18 protein-coding genes are annotated in these 22,890 nt (G+C 66.9%); 8 read left to right on the top strand and 10 right to left on the bottom strand.

Annotation, left to right across the window (positions count from 1 at the left end):
• The first annotated feature begins 168 nt into the window (after positions 1-168).
• Positions 169-2,694, top strand: coding sequence for a TonB-dependent receptor domain-containing protein (locus GGR45_RS09885; RefSeq protein ID WP_175311468.1), 2,526 nt, complete (start codon positions 169-171; stop codon positions 2,692-2,694).
• 64 nt (positions 2,695-2,758) lie between these two features.
• Entirely contained in the window at positions 2,759-3,781 is a 1,023-nt protein-coding gene (locus GGR45_RS09880; RefSeq protein WP_175311467.1) for a LacI family DNA-binding transcriptional regulator, read from the top strand.
• Between the two features lie 65 nt (positions 3,782-3,846).
• Here the strand turns inward: GGR45_RS09880 and GGR45_RS09875 are convergent, their stop codons facing one another.
• Positions 3,847-4,272 (bottom strand): organic hydroperoxide resistance protein, encoded by a 426-nt coding sequence (locus GGR45_RS09875; RefSeq protein ID WP_175311466.1) that lies wholly within the window; start codon positions 4,270-4,272, stop codon positions 3,847-3,849.
• Between the two features lie 110 nt (positions 4,273-4,382).
• Between GGR45_RS09875 and GGR45_RS09870 the strand changes: the two genes are divergently transcribed.
• Positions 4,383-4,829 carry a MarR family winged helix-turn-helix transcriptional regulator gene (locus GGR45_RS09870; protein ID WP_175311465.1) on the top strand — a complete coding sequence of 149 codons (447 nt, stop codon included), beginning with the start codon at positions 4,383-4,385 and terminating at the stop codon, positions 4,827-4,829.
• A 148-nt stretch (positions 4,830-4,977) separates the two neighbouring features.
• Here GGR45_RS09870 and GGR45_RS09865 read toward each other — a convergent pair whose 3' ends face one another.
• From GGR45_RS09865 to GGR45_RS09855, 3 genes are all read right to left on the bottom strand, one after another.
• Positions 4,978-7,371, bottom strand: coding sequence for a hypothetical protein (locus tag GGR45_RS09865; RefSeq protein WP_175311464.1), 2,394 nt, complete (start codon positions 7,369-7,371; stop codon positions 4,978-4,980).
• Positions 7,372-7,557: 186 nt separating this feature from the next.
• Entirely contained in the window at positions 7,558-8,421 is an 864-nt protein-coding gene (gene yghU / locus GGR45_RS09860; RefSeq protein ID WP_175311463.1) for a glutathione-dependent disulfide-bond oxidoreductase, read from the bottom strand.
• Positions 8,422-8,496: 75 nt separating this feature from the next.
• Positions 8,497-9,999, bottom strand: coding sequence for an ArnT family glycosyltransferase (locus GGR45_RS09855; protein WP_217497952.1), 1,503 nt, complete (start codon positions 9,997-9,999; stop codon positions 8,497-8,499).
• Positions 10,000-10,277: 278 nt separating this feature from the next.
• Between GGR45_RS09855 and GGR45_RS09850 the strand changes: the two genes are divergently transcribed.
• The 5 genes from GGR45_RS09850 to GGR45_RS09830 all read left to right on the top strand — a co-directional run bounded on the left by GGR45_RS09850 (position 10,278) and on the right by GGR45_RS09830 (position 15,793).
• Positions 10,278-11,177 (top strand): glycosyltransferase family 2 protein, encoded by a 900-nt coding sequence (locus tag GGR45_RS09850; protein WP_217497951.1) that lies wholly within the window; start codon positions 10,278-10,280, stop codon positions 11,175-11,177.
• Entirely contained in the window at positions 11,152-11,952 is an 801-nt protein-coding gene (locus GGR45_RS09845; RefSeq protein ID WP_175311462.1) for a ChbG/HpnK family deacetylase, read from the top strand. Before GGR45_RS09850 ends, GGR45_RS09845 begins: the two co-directional genes overlap by 26 nt.
• A gap of 43 nt (positions 11,953-11,995) precedes the next feature.
• Entirely contained in the window at positions 11,996-12,517 is a 522-nt protein-coding gene (locus GGR45_RS09840) for an RNA polymerase sigma factor (protein ID WP_175311461.1), read from the top strand.
• Positions 12,514-13,449, top strand: coding sequence for a FecR family protein (locus GGR45_RS09835; RefSeq protein ID WP_175311460.1), 936 nt, complete (start codon positions 12,514-12,516; stop codon positions 13,447-13,449). The genes GGR45_RS09840 and GGR45_RS09835 overlap by 4 nt, the downstream gene beginning before the upstream one ends.
• An 85-nt stretch (positions 13,450-13,534) precedes the next feature.
• Positions 13,535-15,793 (top strand): TonB-dependent receptor, encoded by a 2,259-nt coding sequence (locus tag GGR45_RS09830; protein ID WP_343051169.1) that lies wholly within the window; start codon positions 13,535-13,537, stop codon positions 15,791-15,793.
• Here the strand turns inward: GGR45_RS09830 and GGR45_RS09825 are convergent.
• The 6 genes from GGR45_RS09825 to GGR45_RS09800 are packed head-to-tail and all read right to left on the bottom strand — an operon-like array spanning position 15,771 to position 22,710.
• Complete coding sequence (locus GGR45_RS09825) at positions 15,771-16,667, bottom strand: glycosyltransferase family 2 protein (RefSeq protein ID WP_175311459.1); 897 nt, start codon at positions 16,665-16,667, stop codon at positions 15,771-15,773. The genes GGR45_RS09830 and GGR45_RS09825 overlap by 23 nt on opposite strands.
• A complete protein-coding gene (locus tag GGR45_RS09820; protein ID WP_175311458.1) occupies positions 16,664-17,575 on the bottom strand; it encodes a polysaccharide pyruvyl transferase family protein in 912 nt (303 codons plus the stop codon). The genes GGR45_RS09825 and GGR45_RS09820 overlap by 4 nt, the downstream gene beginning before the upstream one ends.
• Positions 17,572-18,648, bottom strand: a complete 1,077-nt coding sequence (locus GGR45_RS09815) for a glycosyltransferase (RefSeq protein ID WP_175311457.1) — start codon at positions 18,646-18,648, stop codon at positions 17,572-17,574. The genes GGR45_RS09820 and GGR45_RS09815 overlap by 4 nt, the downstream gene beginning before the upstream one ends.
• Positions 18,645-19,559 carry a galactosyltransferase-related protein gene (locus GGR45_RS09810; protein ID WP_175311456.1) on the bottom strand — a complete coding sequence of 305 codons (915 nt, stop codon included), beginning with the start codon at positions 19,557-19,559 and terminating at the stop codon, positions 18,645-18,647. The genes GGR45_RS09815 and GGR45_RS09810 overlap by 4 nt, the downstream gene beginning before the upstream one ends.
• Entirely contained in the window at positions 19,556-20,698 is a 1,143-nt protein-coding gene (locus GGR45_RS09805) for a glycosyltransferase (protein WP_175311455.1), read from the bottom strand. The genes GGR45_RS09810 and GGR45_RS09805 overlap by 4 nt, the downstream gene beginning before the upstream one ends.
• Positions 20,695-22,710, bottom strand: a complete 2,016-nt coding sequence (locus tag GGR45_RS09800) for an HAD-IIB family hydrolase (protein WP_175311454.1) — start codon at positions 22,708-22,710, stop codon at positions 20,695-20,697. Before GGR45_RS09800 ends, GGR45_RS09805 begins: the two co-directional genes overlap by 4 nt.
• Between the last annotated feature and the right edge of the window lie 180 nt (positions 22,711-22,890).

Below are 22,890 nucleotides of genomic sequence, written 5' to 3'. Positions count from 1 at the left end.
CAGGGGGCGGCGATCCTATCATCCGCCCCGGCGAGCAGGCATGTGTTTTTCCGATCACACTGATCAACGATTTTTGCAATGGTTTGCAAAAGGAGATTGCAAACGATTGTTTGTGTGATACGGATACTGCACGACATCCCGGAAACCGGGGCGAATCAGGAGAGGGATATGACGACGAGCGTTCTGCGGTCCTGCGGATCCATGGCAGCCTTGGCCATCGCGCTGGTGAGCGCACCGGCCTTTGCGCAAACGGCGCAGGCTCCGGCCCCGGCGGCGCAGGAGGGTGCCACCCCGGACGCCGGCGCTTCCAGCGAGGATATCGTCGTCACCGCGACCAGCGGCGAGCGGTCGCGCTTCCGCAGCTCCATCTCGGTATCGCAGGTCAGCCAGGAGGCGATCCAGAACTTCACGCCGCGTTCGACCGCCGAAATCCTGCGCAACATCCCCGGCCTTCAGCCCAGCGATACGGCGGGTCCGGGCGGCAATGCCAATATCGGCGTGCGCGGCATCCCGGTGTCGACCGGCGGTTCGGAATATGTCTCGCTGCAGGAAGACGGCCTGCCCGACGTCCTGTTCGGCGACATCAACTTCGGCAATAACGACTATTGGCTGCGTTTCGACCAGAACATCAAGACGGTCGAGGCAGTGCGCGGCGGTTCGGCCTCGACCTTCGCCAGCCAGGCGCCGGGCGCGGTCATCAACTTCATCAGCAAGACCGGCGATGTAGAGGGCGGCCAGATCGCCTATTCCAACGGCCTGGGCTTTCGCGAACACCGTGTCGATTTCGACTATGGCGGCCCGATCGACGACACGACGCGCTTCCATGTCGGCGGCTATGCGCGCAACGGCGGCGGCTACACCAACGAGAATTTCAATATCCTGCGCGGTTATCAGATCAAGGCGAACATCACCAAGGATCTGCCCGACAATCGCGGCTTCGTGCGGTTGTATTTCAAGCGGCTGGACGAACAGGCGCCCACCAACACCACCACGCCTACGCTGGCCACGCTGGACGGCAACCGGGTGACGGGCTTCACGCCGCTGCCCAATTTCGACGGGCGTTCGGGTTCGGCCTATACGGTCTATAACCGCAACTTCCAGTATCTCGACTATGACAATGGCGGCGTGAAGTCGGCCGAGGTGCAGGGCATCCACCCGCGCGTCACCGGGATCAGCGGCCAGCTTCATTACGACTTCACCGACAATATCTCGCTGGACAACACGATCCGCTATCAGTGGATCAGCGGTAATTTCACCACGCAGTTCATCAACGTCCAGACGCTGACCGGCAATGGCGGTCTGATCGGTTCGACCGTCAATGGCCAGACGGTGGGTTCGGTCCGCTATGCGGCGGGGCCGAATACGGGGCAGCTGTTCACCGGGCCGTATGTGAACAACAATCCCAACATCAACACCGTCATGAAGAACATGGACAATTTCGCCAACAACCTGACGCTGAACGGCAAGTTCGACGTCGGGCCGGGCAAGGCGCGGCTGACCGCCGGTGTGTTCGTGATGCGGCAGAACATCGTCCAGGACTGGCACGTCAACCGTCAGTATAGCGAGCTGAAGGGCGAGAATGCCGCGCCGCTCGACCTGTTCTCGACCACGGGCACGCAACTGACGGCGGCGGGCCAGGCGGGTTTCAACGACAATTGGGGTAGCTGCTGTGCACGGCGGGTCGACCTGACCTACACCGATGTCGCGCCCTTCCTGCAGGCGGGCTACGAGGTCGGCGGCCTGAACCTGGACGCGTCGGTCCGTTATGACAGCGTGCATGGCGAGGGCACCGCGCAGGGCGGCGTCGCCGGCCCCACGACCCGTGTGTCGGACGCGCTGGGTTCGGCGCTGATCCCCTCGCTGGTGCTCAGCCCGACTGCGGAGAAGATCAACTATACCGATGGTTATTTCAGCTGGTCGGTGGGTGCACTCTACGCCTTTGACAGCCACACCAGCGTCTTTGCCCGTGCCAGCCGGGGCGGCCGCTTCAACGCCGATCGCCGTGTCCTGTCGGGCAATTTCAATGCCGACGGCTCGCTGAATGCACAGGGGCAGGCGACCTCGGTCAACTTCCTCAACCAGCAGGAAATCGGCCTGAAGCAGCGCGGCGGCCTATATGGTGCGTCCTACTCGGTCGAGATCACCGGTTTCCATTCGACCCTGACCGAGAATAATTACGACTTCACCCGGATCAACAATCCGGCGCCGAACAACAATCCGAACATCTCGAACGGCTATCGCTCCTACGGTATCGAGTTCACCAGCCGCGTGACCTATGGCGACTTCCACCTGGCGGTTGATGCGACCTATGCGAACTCGAAGATCACCAGCAGCGCGACGCCCGCGCTGGTCGGCAACAAGCCCGGCGGTCTGCCGGACTTCCTGTTCGTCGTCTCGCCCTCCTATGATGCGGGTCCGGTCGCGTTCGGCGTCAGCATGAACGGCCAGACCAGCACCAAGTCGGACGACTTCAACCTCTACACGATCAAGGGTTCGACCTTCTTCAACGGCTTCATCACCGTGCGGCCGATGGACAAGCTGGAGCTGGGCCTGAACGCCAACAACATCTTCGACAAGCTGGGCTTCCGTGGGGGCGGTGGCATCTTCCCGGTCCTGTCGGCGACGCAAGGCGTGTTCAACAACACAGCGCTGTACGGGCGCACGGTGACGGCCTCGGTCCGCTACCGCTTCTGATCCCAGCTCCCCTTGGGGCGGGTGCCAATGGCATCCGCCCCGTTTTTCGTTCAGGAGGACGGCCATGACCCAATCGGCCCCGCCCGCCCGAACCTTGAAGGACATTGCCCGGCTGGCGGGCGTGTCGCCCGGCACCGTCAGTCGCGCGCTGGCGGGCAAGAGCGTCGTCAATGCCGAGACGCGCCAGCGGATCGAAGCGCTGGCCGCCGAGCATAATTTCCAGATCAACCAGATGGCCCGCCGCCTGCGCGCGCAGCGGACCGGCGTGATCGGCGTCGCCATCCCGCTGGGCCATGAACGGCGCCAGCGTCTTTCCGACCCCTTCTTCATGACCTTGCTCGGCCATCTCGCCGACGAACTGGCGGCGCGTGACCATGACGTGATGCTGTCGCGGATCATCCCGGACGATGACGACTGGCTGTCGCGCATTACCCGATCGGGGATGGTCGACGGCGTATTGCTGATCGGCCAGTCGGATCAGCTATCGGTCATCGACGCTGTCGCCGAGACCTATCTGCCGCTCGTCGTCTGGGGCAGTACCATGCCCGGCCAGCATCACTGCGCGGTCGGGGTCGACAACCGACTGGGCGGCCGTCTGGCGGGCGAGCATCTCATCGCCACGGGCCGCCGCCGGATCGCCTTCATGGGTGAGGTCCGCACGCTGGAACTGGCGCAGCGCCATGCCGGGCTGTGCGAGGCGATGGCCGAGGCCGGTCTGCCGCCGCCGCAGCAACTGGATGTCGCCCTCGCGCCCGAACTGATGCCCGGCCAGATCGAGGGCAATCTGGCGCGGATGACGCGGGAGGGGCAGGGGATCGACGGTATCGTCGCGGCATCGGACATGATCGCGCTGGCGACGATGGCGGCGCTGGTCGCCGGGGGCCGGTCTGTGCCCGGCGATGTCTCCGTCACGGGTTTCGACGACCTGCCGCTGGCAGAGCGCGCCATTCCGCGACTGACCACGATCCGACAGGATCTGGAGGCGGGGGCCAAGGCGATGGTCGAGGCGCTGTTCGCGCGGCTGGAGGGGACGGCGGCACCGGGGCTGGAAATGCCGCCGCGCCTGATTATCCGCGATTCCGCCTGACACAATCGGCGCAGTCTGAGGGAGATCAGACCGCGCCGATAAGGTTCAGGGAGTATGTGCGAACGTCAGGCGAGCGTCAGGCCGACATCCACATTGCCGCGCGTGGCATTCGAGTAGGGGCAGATCTGATGCGCCGCCTCGACCAGCTTCTCGGCTTCGGCGCGATCGACGCCCGGCAGCTCGACGGTCAGATCGGCGGTGATGCCGAAGCCACCCGCGGCGCGCGGACCGATACCGACTTTGGCCGACACCGCGACGTTATCGGGAATCTTCACCTTCAACTGCTGGCCCGCCACCTTCAGCGCGCCGATGAAGCAGGCCGAATAGCCCGCCGCGAACAGCTGTTCGGGGTTGGTGCCGTCGCCGCCCGCGCCGCCCAATTCCTTCGGCGTCGACAGCTTGACGTCGAGCGCCCCGTCCGCCGTGCTCGCATGACCGTCACGGCCACCCGTCGCGCGGGCCTGGGTCTGATACTTTACGTCGATAGCCATGGTTGTAACTCCAATAATTGTTATCGCGATACAGATATATGCGGTCGCACTGGGCTTGTCCAGCGCTTCTTTTATCGCGATATGTTTTTCGCCCTTATAGGAGATGGCGAATGTCGGCCCCCTGGCCGCTCGACGAACAGCTGTGCTTTGCGGTCTATGCCGCCAACATGGCGATCCAGCGCAGCTACAAACCGATGCTCGACCGGCTCGGCCTGACCTATCCGCAATATCTCGCGCTGCATGTGCTGTGGGAAGAGGATGGGCGGACGATCGGCGCGATCGCGCAGCGGCTGTCGCTGGAGTCCAGTACGGTCACGCCGCTGGTCAAGCGGTTGGAGGCGGCGGGGCTGCTGATGCGCGAGCGCGATCCTCAGGACGAACGGCAGGTCCGGGTGCGGCTGACGCCGGTTGGCCACGACATGCGCGATCGCTGCGGCTGTCTAGGCGAGGATCTGATCACCCGCTCGGGCATGGGTGTCGATGACCTTCGGGCGTTGAAGGATGAGGTTCAATCGCTGCGCCGGGCGCTTGAGCGGCGCGAGCCCGCGGCGGCGTGATCCTCTACGGTCATCCGCTGTTCTTCTGGGACGAAAGGCAAAGATCGCGTCGCCGGGATAGGCAGCCCCTCCGCTTGGCGTGAACGCATATCGGTGGGGAACGCCATCTCCGTTCGGCCTCCGTGAAGGCGAAGGGCCAGCGATTCTCCTACGGTTTCTGTGCGACGGCAAAGACCACCGCCGGAGCATCGCGCAGCGTGATGTACAGCAACCCGTTCTGCGGTGGCGGTACCGTCAACCGGGCCGCCGTAAAGCCCGGCGGAACGCTCACCGCCCCGGCCATGTCGGCGTTCGCCGCCACCCGGTCGATCAGGAACAGATCGCTTCCCGCCATCTGGCACCCATCCGCCGCACAGGTGATCGCATCGATCCCCGGCAGGCGTACCAAAGTGGCAAGAGGGCTCCAGTCACCCTTGATGCCGCCGCGCACGATCCGGTAACGGAGCGCTCCCGCCGCGGCCGGACCCAGCCGTGCCGGGTCGAGCATTGCAACTGCGACGTCGGGGGCAGACAGCCTGACGTCGCGTCCCCCTTCCAGGGTAACCGACGGGCCAGCGTCGGGGGCGGCGACTTCGATCGCATCGGTCGGGTCCAGCCGCGTTCCCTCGACCGCGCGGATCGAGAAGGTAAGGCGGCTATGGTCGGGCAGCACGTTCTCATCACGCGTGGCAAGCGTGACGGCCCCGGTGGCGCCCTTCGGTGTCAGGCTGCGCGCGATCAACGTGGCAAAGGGGCGGGGCGGGGCGGCGGTGATCGGCACCAATAGGGTTCGCCCATCGCTCAGCCGGACCTTCGCGCTGTTACCCGCAGGCAGGCGCCCATCGGCGGCGGTGACGATCAGCCGGTCGGTATCGGCCTCGCGGGTCAGGCCATCGGGCGAGAGGCGGACATCACCGATCTCGACTCCGGCAATCTCGTCCAGCCGCTGCCCGGTCAGCGTGGCGAAGCGATCCCCTTTGGCCAGGGTCACCGCGTCGATCCGGCTGGCCGGCGAAAAGGCGCGTAAGGAGACGCTGCGCGGGGCCTCGTCGCCAATCTGCTGCACCTCCAGCGTCACATCACCCGCACGCGCGGATTTCAGAGGCAGGGTCACGGTGATGCCGTCGCCCCCGCGCAGGGTGAAGGATACGGGCTGCGGCGCGCCCGAACCGGTGCGCATCGTCACGCCGGTCACGCAGGCCGCGGCTGGGCCGGTCAGCGCGACGCTATTGTCGCGGCCGACGACCAGGCTCTGCCCGCTATCCTCGGCCCGCCAGTCACCGCTGCCGGGGAATTGCAGCGTGAAGCTCGGCCCCTCGAAACTGTCGAACCCCCAATCTCCGTGCAGCTTGGCGGACACCTTGCCCGACAATGTGCCAGCGGGCAGCGCTTCGGTCAGGACATAGCCGCCGCGATCGGCGCGGGCGCGGACGGGCAGATCGATCCGCTTGCCATCGGCGGCGGAGATCGACACCGTCATGTTGCGGGCAAAGGCGGTTGAATAGATCAGCGGCGCGCCCTCCACCGGCAGGACCAGACCGGGTCGCGCGCCGCAGAGCGGCACGTCGCCGGTCACACGCAGGCGCGGCGGGCTGACCGCGTCGATGGCGGGCATGGCGGCGACCAGCACCGACTTGGGCTTCGCGAAAGACGGCGCGGCGTTGAGCAGCAGGGACATCCGGTCGCCGTCGCGGGTCGCCAGCGTCGGCAGATAGCCGAATTGCGGATTGCCGAACGCGCCGAACACCCGCGCAATGTCCCGGATGACGCCGATATAGGGGCTGTAATAACCCAACCCCGCCTCGCGGGTATAGCTGACCTGCAAGGCCAGGTCGGTCGGCGCGCCGATCAATGTGTCGGTCATCGAGCTGCTATGAATGTCGGCCAGCACCAGATTATCCTGGTTTTCGAGCAGACACGCCGCCTGCAACTCGATCACCTTGGCCAGGCAGTCGGGATTCAGCTTGATCGCCAAGCTGTTGGACAGAGCGGGCGCCAGGGTGCGCAGGAACTCCGGATGGCTGTTTTCCTGCGCCCGGATCGCCGCGACAAAGGCGTTCAGTCGCGAGCGGTCGAGCGAGGCCTGGTTCAGGTCCTGGACCGCGCGGACGAACTCGCCCGGCCGATCGCGCACGGCATCGACGATGGTGCCCGATGCGCCGCCCGTCTCCGGCACCATGAACAACGCCATTTGTCGCGCGCCTTTGGGCACGGTCAGGGTCAGGCGGCGATCCTTGTCCTTGGACTTCCAGGTTTCGGCCGACTTCACCCAGTCCTTGGGCGGTGGATTGGTCGCGCCGCTCAGGAAGGCGGAGAACAGGATATAATGCGCCCGCTGATCGCGCGGCAGGTCCGCCTCGATCGTCAGGCGGTCGCCGGTGGCAAGGTTGGGCACCTCGGCGATGGGCAGCGTCCGGTCGCCGCGCGTGACCGAAATGCGCAAGCCGGGGCCGGGCAGGTCGAAGGGCGCAGGATCGGCGGCGCAAAGCGGACCTTCGACCAGGGCGGCCGCTGTGAGCGCAAGCGCCATCACCGGGCGTGAAAAGAAGGAGCGGGGAAGCATGGCAAGGACTTAAGGCGCAGACGGCGGCACGGATCAACCCATTCGCGGCAGATGACATGCGGACGTCATGCTCATTCATCCCCATCTCGCATGGGGAGGGGGATCAGCCGCAGGCCGGTGGAGGGGCGCCACGGCTTGCCCCTCCACCACCGTTCCCCAAGCACAGCTATGGGAGGAATTGGCTATTCAGCCCAGCTTGTCCGCCGTCTTCGTATCGAAATCGCTGGCGTCATGCCGCTCACGCAACTGCTCGGACGGCTCGCCGAAGGTGCGGTTCACCATTTTGCCGCGCCGCACCGCAGGCCGCGCCGCGATGTCACGCGCCCAGCGCAGGACATGGGTATATTCCTGTACCTGAAGGAACTCCGCCGCCTCATAGAGGTGGCCGAGAACGAGCTGCCCATACCAGGGCCAGATCGCCATGTCGGCGATGCTGTAGGCGTCGCCCGCGACAAAGGCGTTGTGCTCCAGCTGGCGGTTCAGCACGTCGAGCTGGCGCTTGGCCTCCATCGCATAGCGGTTGATCGCATATTCGATCTTCACCGGCGCATAGGCGTAGAAGTGGCCGAAACCGCCGCCCAGGAACGGCGCGCTGCCCATCTGCCAGAACAACCAGGACATGACGCGCGCCCTGGCCGCCGGATCGGTCGGCAGGAACGCGCCGAAGCTCTCGGCCAGGTGCGTCATGATGGCACCGGATTCGAAAATGGCGAGCGGCTCGCCGCCACGCCGGTCGACCAGCGCCGGGATCTTGGAATTGGGATTGATCGCGACGAAGCCGCTGCCGAACTGGTCGCCATCGGCGATGCTGATGAGCCAGGCGTCATATTCGGCGCCCGAATGACCGGCGGCGAGCAGTTCTTCCAGCAATATCGTGACCTTCACCCCATTGGGCGTGCCCATCGAATAGAGCTGGAGCGGATGCTTGCCGACCGGCAACGCCTTGTCATGCGTCGCCCCTGCGATCGGCCGGTTGATGGCGGCGAAGCGGCCGCCGCTCTCCTTGTCCCATGTCCAGATCGCGGGCGGGGTATAGGCGTCGTCGCTCATCTGCTTGTCGCTCCAGCTTTGTCCGGCGCGGGAGATGGGGCGGACCAGACAGCAAAACAACCGCGGCCATGCCCCTTATTTCCGGGGCAGGACAGGCAAGTCGCGACGGACATAGAGCAGTTCGTGCCGGCCCTCGCGGGGCACGGAGAGGACCAGGCGATAGGCGGTAGCCAGCGCTCGGTCGACCGCTGCCTCGGTTGCGACGTTCCACGGCGAGAGGGGATCGTCCATCGTCACGATCGCGGGCGGGCGGCGGGCCAGGATGCGCGCGACCTCGGCGCTCTCGTCGATCCCGATCGCGCCCCGCTCGGCCTCATAGGCCAGCGAGGAGGGGAAGGCATAAGCCGTTGGAATACAGCCGCCCGACAGGTGGTAGAGGCTGGAATCGCCGGCAAAGACATAAGGACATTCGCGGCCGTCCACCGCCGCCATCACTTGCGCCATGCGGCGGATGCCGTCGCCTTCGCTGGGGTCGTTGGTCGCGGAATGAAAGCCGAGCAGACCACCCCCGATGATGAACACCCCGACCACGGCTCTGCGCCGTAACGCAAAGGCGGGAGCGGCGGCCAGCGCGAGCGGCGCAACCAGGGGCAGCGCATAATGGTCGAAAAACGCCCCGATCATCGCAAAGGCAATGATCGCGAAGCCAAGCCAGATGCGGGTCAGCGTCAGCTCGGGACGCTTCGGCCCCTTGCAGAAGGCGAAGACGGCGCAGGCGATCAGCGGCAGCAGCTGTCCCCCGATCCCCGCGAGGCGCGCGACGATCTTCGCCGCCGGATAGCCCCGTCGCAGCATGATCGAGGTGAAATTGGCAAACCAGAAGGCATCGAACGCCTGCCCGCCGCGCCACCAGAAATGCAGGACGACCAACGCGGTAGGCAGCAGCCCCAACGCCAGCCAGGTGAGCGCCGCCAGCACCATGACAGCGATGCGCCCGCCCGCCCGCCGAAGATACCAGAGATGCGCAAGGCCGAAAAATGCTCCCTCGACCAAGGGCGTATATTTGATCTGGATCGCGATACCCGCCAACAGGCAGGCGGCTGCCCCGTTGGCGACGATCGCGCCGACCGCGCGCCGCTCCGCCAGGCGCGGCAACTCCAGCGTCAGTACGGCGGCCGCGGTCATCGCCAGATTGTAGAAGACCGGCGACTGGCCGCTGCCCCCGCTGAGCAGCGGCAGCCACAGGATATAGGCCGCGCCAGCCGCCAGCCCCGCCGGAAAGCTCAGTTCCATGCGCCGCGCAGCCAGCCAGATCAGCCATCCGGTCGCGGCGGTGCAGACGGTTCCGACCAACTGATAGGCCAGAAACCCGTCGCCGGGCAGCAGGCGGAAGGCGGCGAACAGGAGGAACAGCCCCGGCGGCTTACGATCCCACAGGTCGATATAGAGGCGCGCACCATGCAGGATGCGGTCGCCCACCAGCAGATAATATTGCTCGTCGACATGCGCGACCGGATTGCCGAAGTCGCGCATCCGGGTGAGCAGCGCAAAGATCAGCAGGAGCAGCGCCACGCCGATCGGCCGGTCGAGGAGCCGCCCGAGCCGGGTCGGTATGAGGGTGGCGGAGCGGGCGGGCATTATATCCGTCATCACGAACCATATTGGAGGATGGGCGGCGGGCGGAGCGGAATCCTGCGGAACGAGCCCGGTGTGAACCCGCCCATGTCATCGACGCAGGCGCCTTCGCAAAGAAAATCGACATGGTTCCCGCCGGGTGAAAATTTTTTTCTCGCGATGTGCGGTTAGGCGGACGGCGCGGCGTCCTAGCCATGAAACACCCCGATTGCAGGGCACGCGCCGCCGGGCGGGGCTTCGGCAACGGGGTGGCTTGGACGTTTTATGGACGGGGTGGGGTAATGCTGCTCGATGCGGAAGGCGCGGCCTGGCGGAATGCCATAGCTTGTGCCCAGGCTGGGAAGACGGAACGCGCAGGCGCCTATGTCGCGCCGTGCTGGACCGTGGTCGTGCCCTTCTTCAACGAGGAGCGGGATATAGCGGCCACGCTGGAAAGCCTGGCGGCGCAGACCGTGCGTTTTCGCCTCGTCCTGGTCGACAATGGCTCGCTCGACGCCAGCGCGCGGGTGGCGACCGAAACCTGTGAGCGGCTGGGCCTCGACCATATCCTGTTGCACCAGAGCCTGCCCGGCAAGATCAACGCGCTGCATCTCGGTCTCGACCATGTCTATACGCGCTTCGTCGCGACGTGCGATGCCGACACCTTTTACCCGGCCGATTATCTGGCGCAGGCGCAAGCCCTGCTGGAGCGGCCGGGCTGTGTCGTGGCCGGAGCCTATTTCATCGCCCCGAACGACGGTGAGGCGGAGCGACGGCGCGAATCTGCTGCGATCCGGCTGGCCGCGCGTTTCCTTCCGCGTCAGTGCCATGCGGGCGGGGCGGGGCAGGCATTCCGGACCGAGGCGCTGAAGGCGGCGGGCGGTTTTGACGCGCGGCGCTGGAACTATGTGCTGGAAGATCATGAGGTCATTCACCGCGTCATGCGCCACGGCACCATGGCCTATGCCGACGGCTTCTGGTGCGTGCCCTCCGACCGCGAGCGCGACCGGGACTCGATCCGCTGGACGCTGACCGAGCGGCTGGTCTACAGCATCGCCGCGCCGTTCGCCGGGGACTGGTTCTTCTATGACTTCCTGGCCAAGCGGCTGCGTGCCCGGCGGCTCACCACGGAGCGGATGCGCGAGCGGGCCTATCAGCAACTGGCGGGAGTGGTGGGTGAACCGGCTTATTCTCTGCGCTGACGATTTCGCCTTTTCGACCGAAGACAGTCTGGTCATCGCCGAGTTGCTGCGCTCGGGAAAACTGAACGCCACAAGCTGCATGACCCTTCGTCCGAACTGGATGGAGGACAGCGTGATGCTGCGATCCGTGCCGCAAGGCGCGCAGATCGGCCTGCACCTGACCCTGACCGAGGAAGCGCCAATTCACCCCAATGGCTTTACCCGGGACGGGGTGATGCCGGGGATTGATCCGTTGACCCGGTTGGCGGCGCGCGGGGCGCTCGACCCGGCCGAGATTACCCGCGAAGTGGAGGCGCAGTTCGACCGGTTCGAGGCGGCGATGGGAAGGCCGCCCGCCTTTGTCGACGGGCATCAGCATTCGCACGCGCTGCCCGGCGTCCGCCCGATCGTGCTGGCGATCACGCGGCGACGGGCGCCTGAAGCCTGGGTGCGGACGTGCGAGGACCGGCTTGCGGGTCTGCTCGGGCGGCCGTGGCGCGGCAAGGCGATCGGCAGCGCCTATCACTCACGGGGGCTGGGCCGCGCAGCGGAAAAGGCGGGCTTGCGCTGCAATCGGGGGTTTGCAGGCCATTACGGGTTTGACGGGCGCTTTGCCGAGGCGTTGCCGAGGTTCCTAGACCATGGCGGGCCGGAGCATCTGGTCATGTGCCATCCTGGCGCGGGCAGGCGCGCTGGCGATGTGATAGCGGCGGCGCGGCGCGACGAAGCCGATGTCTTGCGCACCGTTGCGGTTTCGGACATGGCGGCGCAACGCGGGTTGGCCTTTGCCGCCTGATACGAGGGCGGTCTTGGGTAGCGAGGGTCTGGAAGGCCGGTTCATGGACGCCCGCCCGCTGCTGCGCCGTCTGCTGGCCGCCCGGCTCGGCTCGTCCGATGAGGTGGAGGACGCGCTTCAGGATTTGTGGCTGCGCGTGGCGGGGCTCGACGCCGAACAGATCGACCAGCCCATTCCCTTTCTATGCCGCATGGCGACCAACCTGGCGACCGACCGCCGCATCGCCGCCGCCCGGCGCGGCGCGCGCGATGGCGCATGGGAGAAGATCCAGCCTCAGCCCGCCGAATATGCCGATCCCGAACGCATCGCGTCGGGCCGTAGCGAGCTGGCGCAGGCCCACGCGCTGATCGCCCGGATGCCGGAACGGATGCGCGAAGCCTTCACCCTGTTCCGCTTCGAGGAGCGGCCGCAACGCGACATTGCCGAGCATATGGGGATCACGGTCAGCGCCGTCGAAAAGCTGCTGCGCCGCGCCTATCAGTTTTTGCACGAAAATCGTGAGGTCGAGGGTGCGGATCGGACGCGCTGGCGTCGTCCTGGCAGCGGAAGGAGCGGGGACGAGTGACGCGGGAGGAGCAAGCGATCGACTGGCATATCCGGCAGCGCGACATGAGCGCGGCCGAATGGGATGCCTTTGCGACCTGGCTGGAGGACAGTCCGGAGAATGCGCGCGCCTATGACTTGGTGGCGATGGCCGATGCACGACTGACCGCGCCGGCTGCCGAACCCGACATGGCGGCACTCGAAGCGCCGCTGGCGGCCAATGACAACGGGGGATGGGGTCGTTGGTGGCTGGCAGGCGGCGTGGCGGCGGCCGTCGCTCTGCTTACCGGACCGGTGCTGCTGAATCGACGTCCCGATATCCGAATCGAGCAGACGCGGGCGGGTGAGACGCGGGCGATCGCGCTGAACGACGGAACACGGGTCGAGCTGGCGGGGGGATCGCGGCTTCGGCTCGACCGCAACGACCCGCGCGTCGCGACGCTCGACACGGGACAGGCACTGTTCCGGGTTCGCCACGACGCCTCCGCTCCTTTCGAACTGCACTCGGGCAAGGTCGTTATCCGCGACCTGGGGACCGTCTTCAACGTCCGGCGTGAGGGGGCTCGGCTGGACGTGACCGTCGCGGAAGGGGCGGTCGCGCTGACGCCGCCGGGGCAGGAAATGCAGTTGACCGCCGGACAGGGCGCGCGGATCGACGAGGCGCGCCATATGCTGCGTCGCGTCCAGGTCGACCCGGCGATGGTGGGCGGCTGGCGTCACGGTATCCTGGACCTGGACGGCGACACGGTCGACACGATTGCTGCACGATTGCAATCCGCCTATGGCATGCGGGTCGTGGTGGAGGGGCCGCTGGCGAAGCGCAGCGTTACCGGGTTGGTCCGGATGACGGGCGACGCCGGCCAGGACGTTCCGCGTTTTGCGAAGCTGATCGGAGCGGAGTGGCGCCAGAGCGGTGGGGACTGGATCTTGCGGGCGTCGGACGGGGTTCATTGAACGCGGCCTGTTGGCCGTGGCCGTCCTTGCCATGCCTGCCGCCGGCCGGGGGCAAACGACTATCAGTGCGGGGGGGCGGCGGATCGTGCTCGCTCCCGCGACGCTTGACTTCGCTCTGCGCGAGCTGGCGCGGCAGGGCGGCATCACCGTCGTCGCCACTGATCCCAGGCTGCGCGAGGTACGCACCCGCGCGCTGACCACCGGCGCGCCGCCGGCCAGAGCCTTGGCGCAGTTGCTGCGCGGCACGGGCTACCACGCCGTTCCGGTCGATGCCGCCAGCTTCCGTATCGTCGGGACGCCGCGCCGCCCGCCCATCGACCGCAACCTCCCGCGTCGGGCTGCCCCACCGTCTCCCGTCGGTGGCAGTAGCGATATCATCGTCACGGCGAGCAAACAGGGAACCGAACTGGCGCGCTACCCGGGCAGCGTGTCGGTGGTCGGGCGGGGCGTCGCGCTGCCCAATGGATCGATCGACCTCAGCGATGTCGCAGGCCAGACGCCGATCCTTCAGACGACCGCGCTGGGGCCGGGACGCAACAAGCTGTTCATTCGCGGGATCGCCGACAGCAGCTTCAACGGCGCGACCGAGTCCACCGCCAGCCTCTATCTCGACGATGTGCAGATCGCCTTTGCCGGACCCGATCCGGGGCTGAAGCTGTATGACATCGCCGAGGTCGAGATTGCCGAGGGGCCGCAAGGGGCGCTGCATGGCTCGGGGGCGATCGGGGGCATCATCCGGCTGACGTCCCATCCGGTGTCGCTCACCCGAGATGGCGGACGGATCGAATGGGGTGGGGCGCTGACCGGGGGCGGGTCACCGAGCACCGACATGGCCGCCGTCGCCAATAAGGTCCTGCTGCCGGACAGGCTGGGCATCCGGCTGGTCGGCTATCATGCGGTCGATGGCGGCTATATCGATAATCTGCGCAGCCATGCGCGGAACATCAATCGCGTGTTGACCAGCGGGTTGCGGGGAACGCTGCGCTGGGATGTCGGGGGTGGCTGGCGCGCCGAGCTGGGTGGCGGCACCCAGTCGATCGTGTCGCGCGACGCGCAATATGTCATGAGTGAGGACGTGCTGGCCAGCCGCTCGGCCATCCCCCAGCCGTCATGGAGCGACATGCAATTCGGGCGCCTGTTGCTGTCCAAGGAATGGGCCAGCGGACTGCAATTCGTCTCCGCCACCGGCCTGGTCGGGGGCTCGTCGTTCGAGCAGTTCGACGCCAGCACCCTTTTGCCGCATGGATCCTATCAGCTGAACAGCAGCAAGACCCTGTTCTCGCATGAAAGTCGGTTGTCGCGGCGGCTGGCGGGCGGCGGTTCGTGGGTGATCGGCGTCAATCTGGTTTCGGACCAGTCGGTGATGGGGCGGTCGTTGACTCTTCGCCAGGGCGTCAGGCCGGTGATCGGCGTCACCAACGTCACCCGCAGCGGGGCGATCTTTGCCGAAGCGACCCACCCGCTGACCGACAGGCTGTGGCTGACATTGGGCGGGCGCGTTACGGGCGCGCGAGTCGATGGCGAACCGTCGATCACGCCGCGCTCGAAGAATTTCGTGCGGGGCCGCTCGACCACGCGCGTCGATCCGACCTTCGGCTTTTCCTGGCTGCTGGGCGGCGACTGGACCTTGTTCGGCCGCTATCAATCGGGCTTCCGCACCGGCGGTCTGGCGGTGGCGGCAGGAATAGGCCGGGTCGCGAATTTCGAGTCGGACTCAATCCAGATGGTCGAGGCGGGGCTGCGGCATGTCCGGCGCGGCGCCACCGGACTGTCCGCCTCAATCAGCGTGTCACATGCGCAATGGAACGCCATCCAGGCTGATCTGCTCAACCGGGCAGGGCAGCCGGTAACCAGCAATATCGGCAACGCCCGGATCGACGCGCTGGAGGGCTGGATCGAATGGGTGCCGCAGCGGGACTGGCATCTGACCGGCGCGCTGTTCGTCACCGACAATGAAGTCACTGGCAAGGCCGCCGCGCTCAGTCGCGCCAGCAACCGTCGCCTTCCGGAAACGCCTAGCATCTCAGCGCGGATGGGGCTGGTCCATGACGTTCCGCTGGGGCGCGACACGGTGGTGTCGGCGCGGGGGGAACTGGCCTTTGTCGGTCCCTCGGTACTGGGCGTGGGCGACATGCTCGACGTGCGTCAGGGGGGATATGGCGTCGCCAATCTGGGGTTGATCGCCCGGCGGGGGCGTTATGCGCTGGCGCTGACGCTCGACAACCTGCTGGACGACCGGGGCAATCGCTTTGCCTATGGCAATCCGTTCCTGCTCGGGCGGCGCAACGTCTCGACGCCGCTGCGACCGCGGACGGTGGGCATCAGGCTGAGCGCGGACTTGTGAGCGCGGCGCGGGCATAGGCCGCAAGGCCTGCCAGCACATGGCGCAGCCGAAAGGCGTGGAAATGCCGGATCATCGGCACCGGCCCCTCAAAGCGATCGCGCAGATTGCGTATATCCTGCACCAGCCATCGGCGGACCCGGCGGTCGGTTCTGATATGCTTGGCGTAGAGCGCTCCGTCGCCAAAGCCATAGCCTGCCAGCAGCGCCACGGCCTCCCCCTCGTGGCGGCGGCCATGATGATGGTCGACCACGAAGCCGGGGTCGTAGCGTATGGGGATGCCCAGGGCCTGGGCACGGAGCAGAAAGTCCGTATCCTCGGCCGCGCGGAACGGCGCACCTGCTCCGAAACGCTCGTCGAACGGTCCGACGGCGTGGCGGACATCGACGGTAAAGGCCAGATTGGCGCCCATGACGAAGCCGCCGGGAAATAGGCCTGGCTCCGCGATCATCGGATGATCCTCCAGCTTGACGGTCAGCATAAGGTCGTCGGGATCGCCCAGCAGGATGCGCCCGCCGATGATGACGGGGGCGGGCTGTCTGGCAAAGACCTGTGCGAGCCGGGCGAAATAGTCGGGATGCAGCACGCAATCATCATCGGTCATCGCGACGATCCGCCCGCGCGCCGCCCGTAGCGCCATATTGCGTGCGCGGGCGAGACCGGGCAGCGGCTCGGACAACAGCCGCACGGTGAAGGGGCGGTCGATGGCCCAGTGCCGGATGACGGCCGCCGTGGCATCGGTCGAACCGTTATCGACCAAGATCAGCTCGATCCGGCCATCGGGCCATTGCCCTGCGGCCGCCTCGACCGAAGCGAGCAGGGTGGCCAGGCTGCGGCTGCGATTGCGGGTACAGATCAACAGGCTGATGTCGATCATCCCGCCACCAGCTCCGCCGCTGCCTGCGACGAACGCGCCTGTCGGACGAGCCGGCTGCGCTGCGTCCAGGCGGCGATATAGGCGCCGACCTTGCCGTAGTCATTGTCGAGCACGACATGCGGGATGCCCAGCAACAGGGCCAGGATATGGCCGTGCAGCCGATCGGTGACGATCAGCTCGCCCCGCGCCAATAGTCGCAGCCCGCGTTCGACCCGGGCCTGCGCTCGTGCGGTCGGCGAGGTTTCGGTGAGCCGCGGTTCCTCGAGCCAATCGAGCGCCACCGCGCCGGACGAGGCGAGCAACGGCGCGTCGTCGCGCGCCGCGCGTTCGGCGTCGGAGCGCAACAGCATCAGGACGCGGCAATCCGCCGCCAGCGGGCGCTTGATGCTCCCCAGGCCGAAGGCGGAATCGGGCGCCAGCGTGCTGGAGCAATCGAAGTGCCTGCGCGCCAGGTTCAGACTGGCGTTGTCGCGGACGTGAAGGTGGAAATCCGGATGGCGCCCGACGAGCGCGGCAAAATGGTCGCGATTTGTTGGATCGCGGAAGTGGATCGACTGAGGTAGCTGGACGATCCGGCGATCGGGAAACCGTTCGATCAGATATTCCCGAAAATGCTGATGATGCGGCCAGATATCTCCCAGATTGCCGCCGCCATGGATCAGGATCGGGCCGGTTGGGCAGGCCGCGCGAAAGGCGGCTTCGTCGAAATCGTCCCAACGCGCCATATAGGCGGGAGCGCCCGCACCGATGGCGTCGAGCAAGGCGATCTCACCGAGCCAGATGGCGCTGTCGCCGACATTGGGATGGTCGGGATAATCGACCAGTGCATAGGGCGGTCCGGGCGTGACATGGCGGCGATACAGGTCGAGAAGCGCCTTCCGCTGCGCTTCGATTACAGTTTCGCTCACGCCGCGATGGCGCTTGGCACGGCGGCGCGCACGCTGGCGTACAAAGCCTCGCAGCGATCCAGCCAGAGGTCGCGGGCGAAATGCGTCTCCACCCGGCGACGGGCTACGCCGCGCGGGATCGTCATGGCGCGGGTCATGGCGTCGGCGAGCGCGTCAACATCCCCGGCCGGCGCGACGCATCCGGCTTCGCCGACCACTTCGCGCGCGGCGCCGGAATCCAGGGCCGCGACGGGAAGGCCGCACGCCATCGCCTCGATCGCGACCAGCCCGAACGGCTCGTCCCAGCACGGGGTGAACAGAAATATCGATGCGCGGCCTAATTCGCGTGCGAGGGCCGCCCCGTCCAGATGCCCGCCATAGCGGATGCCGCCGCCCAGCCGCGGCTCGACCTCGGCGGCGAAATAGTCCGGGTCCTCGATCGCACCGAACAGGGTCAGCGCCACGCCTGCCGCCCGCGCTGCGACTATGGCCAGGTGGGTGCCCTTGTTCGGCGTGATCCGGCCGCACCAGACCGCCTCGCCATTACCCTGTTCGACAAAGGGCCAGGCGGCGAGGTCGATCGCATTGTGCAGCACCGACGCCTCGGGCGGCGCGCCGTCCGGCCACCAGGCTTTCAACTGACTGGACGAGGTAACGGTCAGGCGGTGGGTCGGTGCGGGGCTGGCCGCGACGAAATGGTGGAGCGCGTCATAGGGCGGTACATGGAGCGATGTGACGGTCGGCACCCGTGTGGTCCGGCGCAGCTCCAAGGGAAAGCGGTGCAGACTGTTGTTGTGTACCACGTCGAATCCGCCGCGGGCGATCCGGTCGCAGGCGGCGGCATAGCCCGCATCGACATGGGCGATCAGCTCGGGCTTGCCGCGATGCTCCGCCCAGGGAAAAACCGCCTCATAATGGACCGGCAGGACGGGATCGATGGCAAAGCGCGGGTCGCTGTCGCCGCTGGCGAACAGCACCACTTCATGCCCGCGCGCCGCCAGCCCCTCGGCCAGATACCAGCCATGCGCCTCCATGCCCCCTAAAAAGGGCTGGCGGATCGGCTGGCGGACATGCGCGAGCAGCGCGATCCTCATGCCGCTGCGCGCGCCTCGGCGGCGCGTTCCTCCAGCAGGCGGATGACGCTGGCGGTATTGGCATAGGGTTGGTGGCTCTGCTGCCCGGTCAGCGCCAGATCGCGCTCGTCGGGGCGGCGCACGATGCGGATCGGACGACCCGGCGTGTCGTCGATCAGCCCCATCAGGCGAAAGGCATGCAACCAGTGCCCCATGGTACGATAACCCCATTTCGCCTCGAACAGCTCGGCATTGCGCACCACGCTATCGATATGATGGACCGGCGGCATGTGGTGGGGGTGATATTGGTGATAGGCCAGCCCGCCCTTGATCCAGGCGATCGGGACGCCCGCCTGGGCGACCAGCTTGCCGAAATCGGTATCCTCGCCACCATAGCCGGCATAGCGTTCATCAAAGCCACCGGTGGCCAGGAATGTGGCGCGGCGCATCGCGAAATTGAGCGACCAGAAGCAGCGATAATCCTCGCAGCGTTCGATCCCTTGCGAAGGCGGTCCGCGCCGGTCGGAGTGGCGAACGGCGACCCGCGCGAATTCCTCGCAGCGCCAGTCTCCCTGCGTGGCGCCGCCGGGCAGGTACATGACCTCGCCCATCAACAGCCCGTCCTCCTCAGTCAGGAAGCGGTCGTAATCGGCGACCAGATCGGGGGTCGGAATGCAGTCCATGTCGAGAAAGACCAGCTTGTCGCCCACCGCAGCCTTGGCCGCCGCATTGCGCGCGGCGGCCAGCGGCAGGTGAGGGCCTGACACCATCATCTGGCGGATGGGGAAGGTCGCCTCGGGCAGGTCATAGGGCGTGTCCTGAATGACCGCGACGATCAACTCGGTGGGCTGCATCGTCTGGCGGGCAAGGCCGGTCACGACGTTGCGGAGGTGATCGGGGCGGCCCCCGGCGAGCGTGACGACCGAGATCATGAAGGGGCTCCGGTGGACTGGGGAAGGGAATGGTTCATCTCGACCGGCCAGAGCCGCGCGGACAGCGCCTCCAGCCAGTCGGCGGCGGCTTGAGCGGGCGCGTCGGCGATCATCGCGCGCTGCACGGCGGGGCGGTGCTGGTTGCGGGTTTCGGCCAACGCCTCGCTCCATGCCTGGGCGGAGGAGGGCAGATGTGGACGGACACAGGCGGCCCCGGCGGCGGCCAGCGCCTGTGCTTTGCGGTGCTGTTCGTCGAAATAGCGCCATTCGGGAATGGCAAGCCAGGGCCGGGCGGCGGCCAATATCTGCTGGCAGGTGGTATTGCCGGTCGAGGCGATGACCAGGTCGGCGGCGGCGACATGGTCGGCCGGATTGTCGACCCAGCCGCGATGCTCGATATTGGCAGGCTCGGTCGCGTGCCAGTCACGGGCGACCGGGCCGATGGTGATCCACCGCGCCTCCGGTCGGCTGCGGGCACCCACCCCGAGCGGCGCCTGAGCGAAACCACCGCCGCCGCCGCCCGACAGGACCAGGATCATCTCTTCATCCGGCCCGACCCCGATCCGCTGGCGCGCCAGTTCGCGTTCCGGAATGCGGGTATCGACGCCGAGCCCGCCGACGAAACAGGTCTTGGCGCGCATGGCGGCGTTCCATTCGGGCTGGGCCAGCGCTTCGTCAAATGCGGCGAGCAGCCCGGCTGCCCCGTCATAGGCAGCGCGGTGCCCGGCATCGCTGCGATCGCCATGCTGAAGGATCTTCACATGCGGGACCGAGCAGATGCGCGACAGTTGCGCGATCTCGGCCGACACGTCGCAGATCATCAGCGCGGGGTCGGCGCTGTCGAACCAGTTCGCGAGCACCGCCATGGCATGGCGGATGCCGGGCCAGCCCAGCGGCGCGCAGTGCAGCGTGTCGGGTGTCGGCACCGCGTCCATCGTCCCCGCCTCCAGCCCGGTCGGCTCGAACAGGGAGGGGACGGTGACGATCTCGACCTGCGGTGGCAGCGGGGGGAAGATGTCGTCCCGGGCGCAGAAGATGGTAACCGGGCGTTCGGGGGGCAGTGCGTTCACGATGGCGGCGCAGCGTTCGGCATGGCCGCGCCCCTGATGATGAACGAAATAGCCGAAGGGACGGCTCATGCCGCCGTTGCCCGGGTCGGCATCGGCGTGGTCAGGCCCAGCCGCTCCAGCCCCTCCATCACGCCATTGGCATGGTGCGCCGTGACGCGCAGCAGCCCGTCGCGCTCGGGCAGGTCGGCCAGTTCATGTCCGGCATTGCCCACCACGATGGCATGGCCGCAGGCGCGCAGCATGTCGACATCGTTGCCGCTGTCTCCGGCCGCAACGCACGCGCCCATCGGCAGGTCGAGCCGCCGAGCATAGGCCGCCACCGCCGCCGCCTTTCCACCCAGCGGCGCCAGCACGTCGATCAGTCGTCCGTGCGAGAAGACCGTCTTGGCGGCGATGCCCTGGTCGGCCAGCGTCTCGCGCACGCGCGCGGCATCCTCGGCCGTGCCGAAATAGCTGACCTTGTGCGGCCCTGCGGTGTCGCGCGGCTGGGGACGCAGGCGCAAGGGTTTGAGCGCGCTGACCACCGCCTTGCGGTTCCATCCCTCGTCGAGACGCGCGGCAAAGGCGGGGCATTCCTGCCATCCGCGCTGTCCCTTCAGCATGATGCGCGTGCCGACATCCGTGATGAAGGCATCGGGTTCGGGCAGTCCCCATTGCGACAGGATGATCCGCGCCATCGCGAAGGAACGGCCGGTCGCCACGACGAAAGGCAGATCGCTCGCCTGACGCCAGGTGGCGAAGTCATGCGCGCCGACGCGGCATCCCGTCAGCGTATGGTCGATATCGCTGGCAAGCAGGCCGGGGGTACGCGGCAAACTGGCATAAAGCGCGGTCGATTCCATGGCGTAGCGATCCCAGGCATAGAAGGTGGAGCCCGATCGACCGCTGGCGCTCATCCGCGCATGGGTATCGGGATCGGACAGGATGGAGAGGCAGACTCGGGCGATGGCCTCCTCGTCGCGCGGCTCGACCAGCAGGCCGTGGCCGAGCGCGGCGACGATCTCGCTGGGACCGCCATGACGGGTCGCGACCACGGGCACGCCTGCCGCCGCCGCTTCGATCAGAGTCAGGCCAAAGGGCTCGTGCAGTGCGGCATTGACGAACACGCCGCCTGCGGCGGCCCGCTCGTACAGCGCCGCGACGTCGTGCCCGTCGTGACGCGGCGGCAGCGCAAGGCGGCCGCGAAGTTGGGGCGTTTCGGCCAGCGCCAGCAGCTCGGCCAGCACGCCGCGCTCCTCGGCCGATCCGGGACCGTCATGCTGGCCCGCCAGGATGACCAGATTGGCCGCGTCGCGAAGCTCTGGCGAGGCGGCATAGGCGCGGGCGAGCGCGCCCAGATTCTTCTTGGCGACGGGCCTCGCGATGGCGAGCATGATGGGCTTGGCCGGATCGTCGAGGAACGCGTCGAGCCGCTCGGCGAGCGTAGCGCCGTCAGGCTGCCTCCGGTCATGGGTGGGCACGCCCGGTGCGATCCTGTGGATGCGCCCGCGGCCTGCGATACCATAAGCATGGACCTGCCGCTCGGCCTCGTCCTCGGTCGAGACGATCAGCGCATCGGCGGCGGCGATCGCGGTTCGCTCGGCGGCGATGCGGCCGTCCAGCGCAGGCGAGGGGCCATGATGGCGACGCTTGTCGATGCCCAGCGCATGGGGCGTATAGACGAACGGGACGGCAAAGCGCCGCCGCGCTTCCGCGGCTACGGCGGCGGCGTCGGAGAAATGCGCGTGAATCACATCGGGCAGGCGCGGCAATCGGGCGAGGTGCGCGCAGAATGCCTCGGTAAAGGCAGCCATATCTTCCGCCAGGGCGTCCTTTTCCAGGTAGCGGCGGTTGGCCGTCGCGACCCGGTCGATGGTCAGCTTGGATGAAAGCCGCTCGATCGCGCGGGCATGATCCAGGGAAAGACCGGGCTCTTCGAACAGGCGGGTGACGATCGAAACTTGATCAACATCAATAGTCTTGGCCTGGGCGGTGGCGGCGTCCAGGATATAAGCGATATGGCCGCCCGTATCGGCTGTGATGCCATAATGGACAGGCGGAGATTTCAGACAGCCGCCAAGTGCCAGATGCAGGATAAACAATCTCGCCCCTTTCGTTATGGAGCGACAACGTCATAAATATTGATTGGCTCCCGGTCGGATGGCGGAAAGATCGCAGTCGATCGACACAAGCCGGAACACAGTCCATAACTATATTGATCGAGATCAATGCGGCGGACCTGGACGCACGGGCGGCGCGCTCTGCCATCCGTCCTTTGACAC

The sequence above is a fragment of the Sphingomonas zeae genome (assembly GCF_014197135.1).
Classification (GTDB): Bacteria; Pseudomonadota; Alphaproteobacteria; order Sphingomonadales; family Sphingomonadaceae; genus Sphingomonas; species Sphingomonas zeae.
Note: the sequence above shows the minus strand (reverse complement) of the source record. Positions and strands in the feature narration are given on the sequence as shown.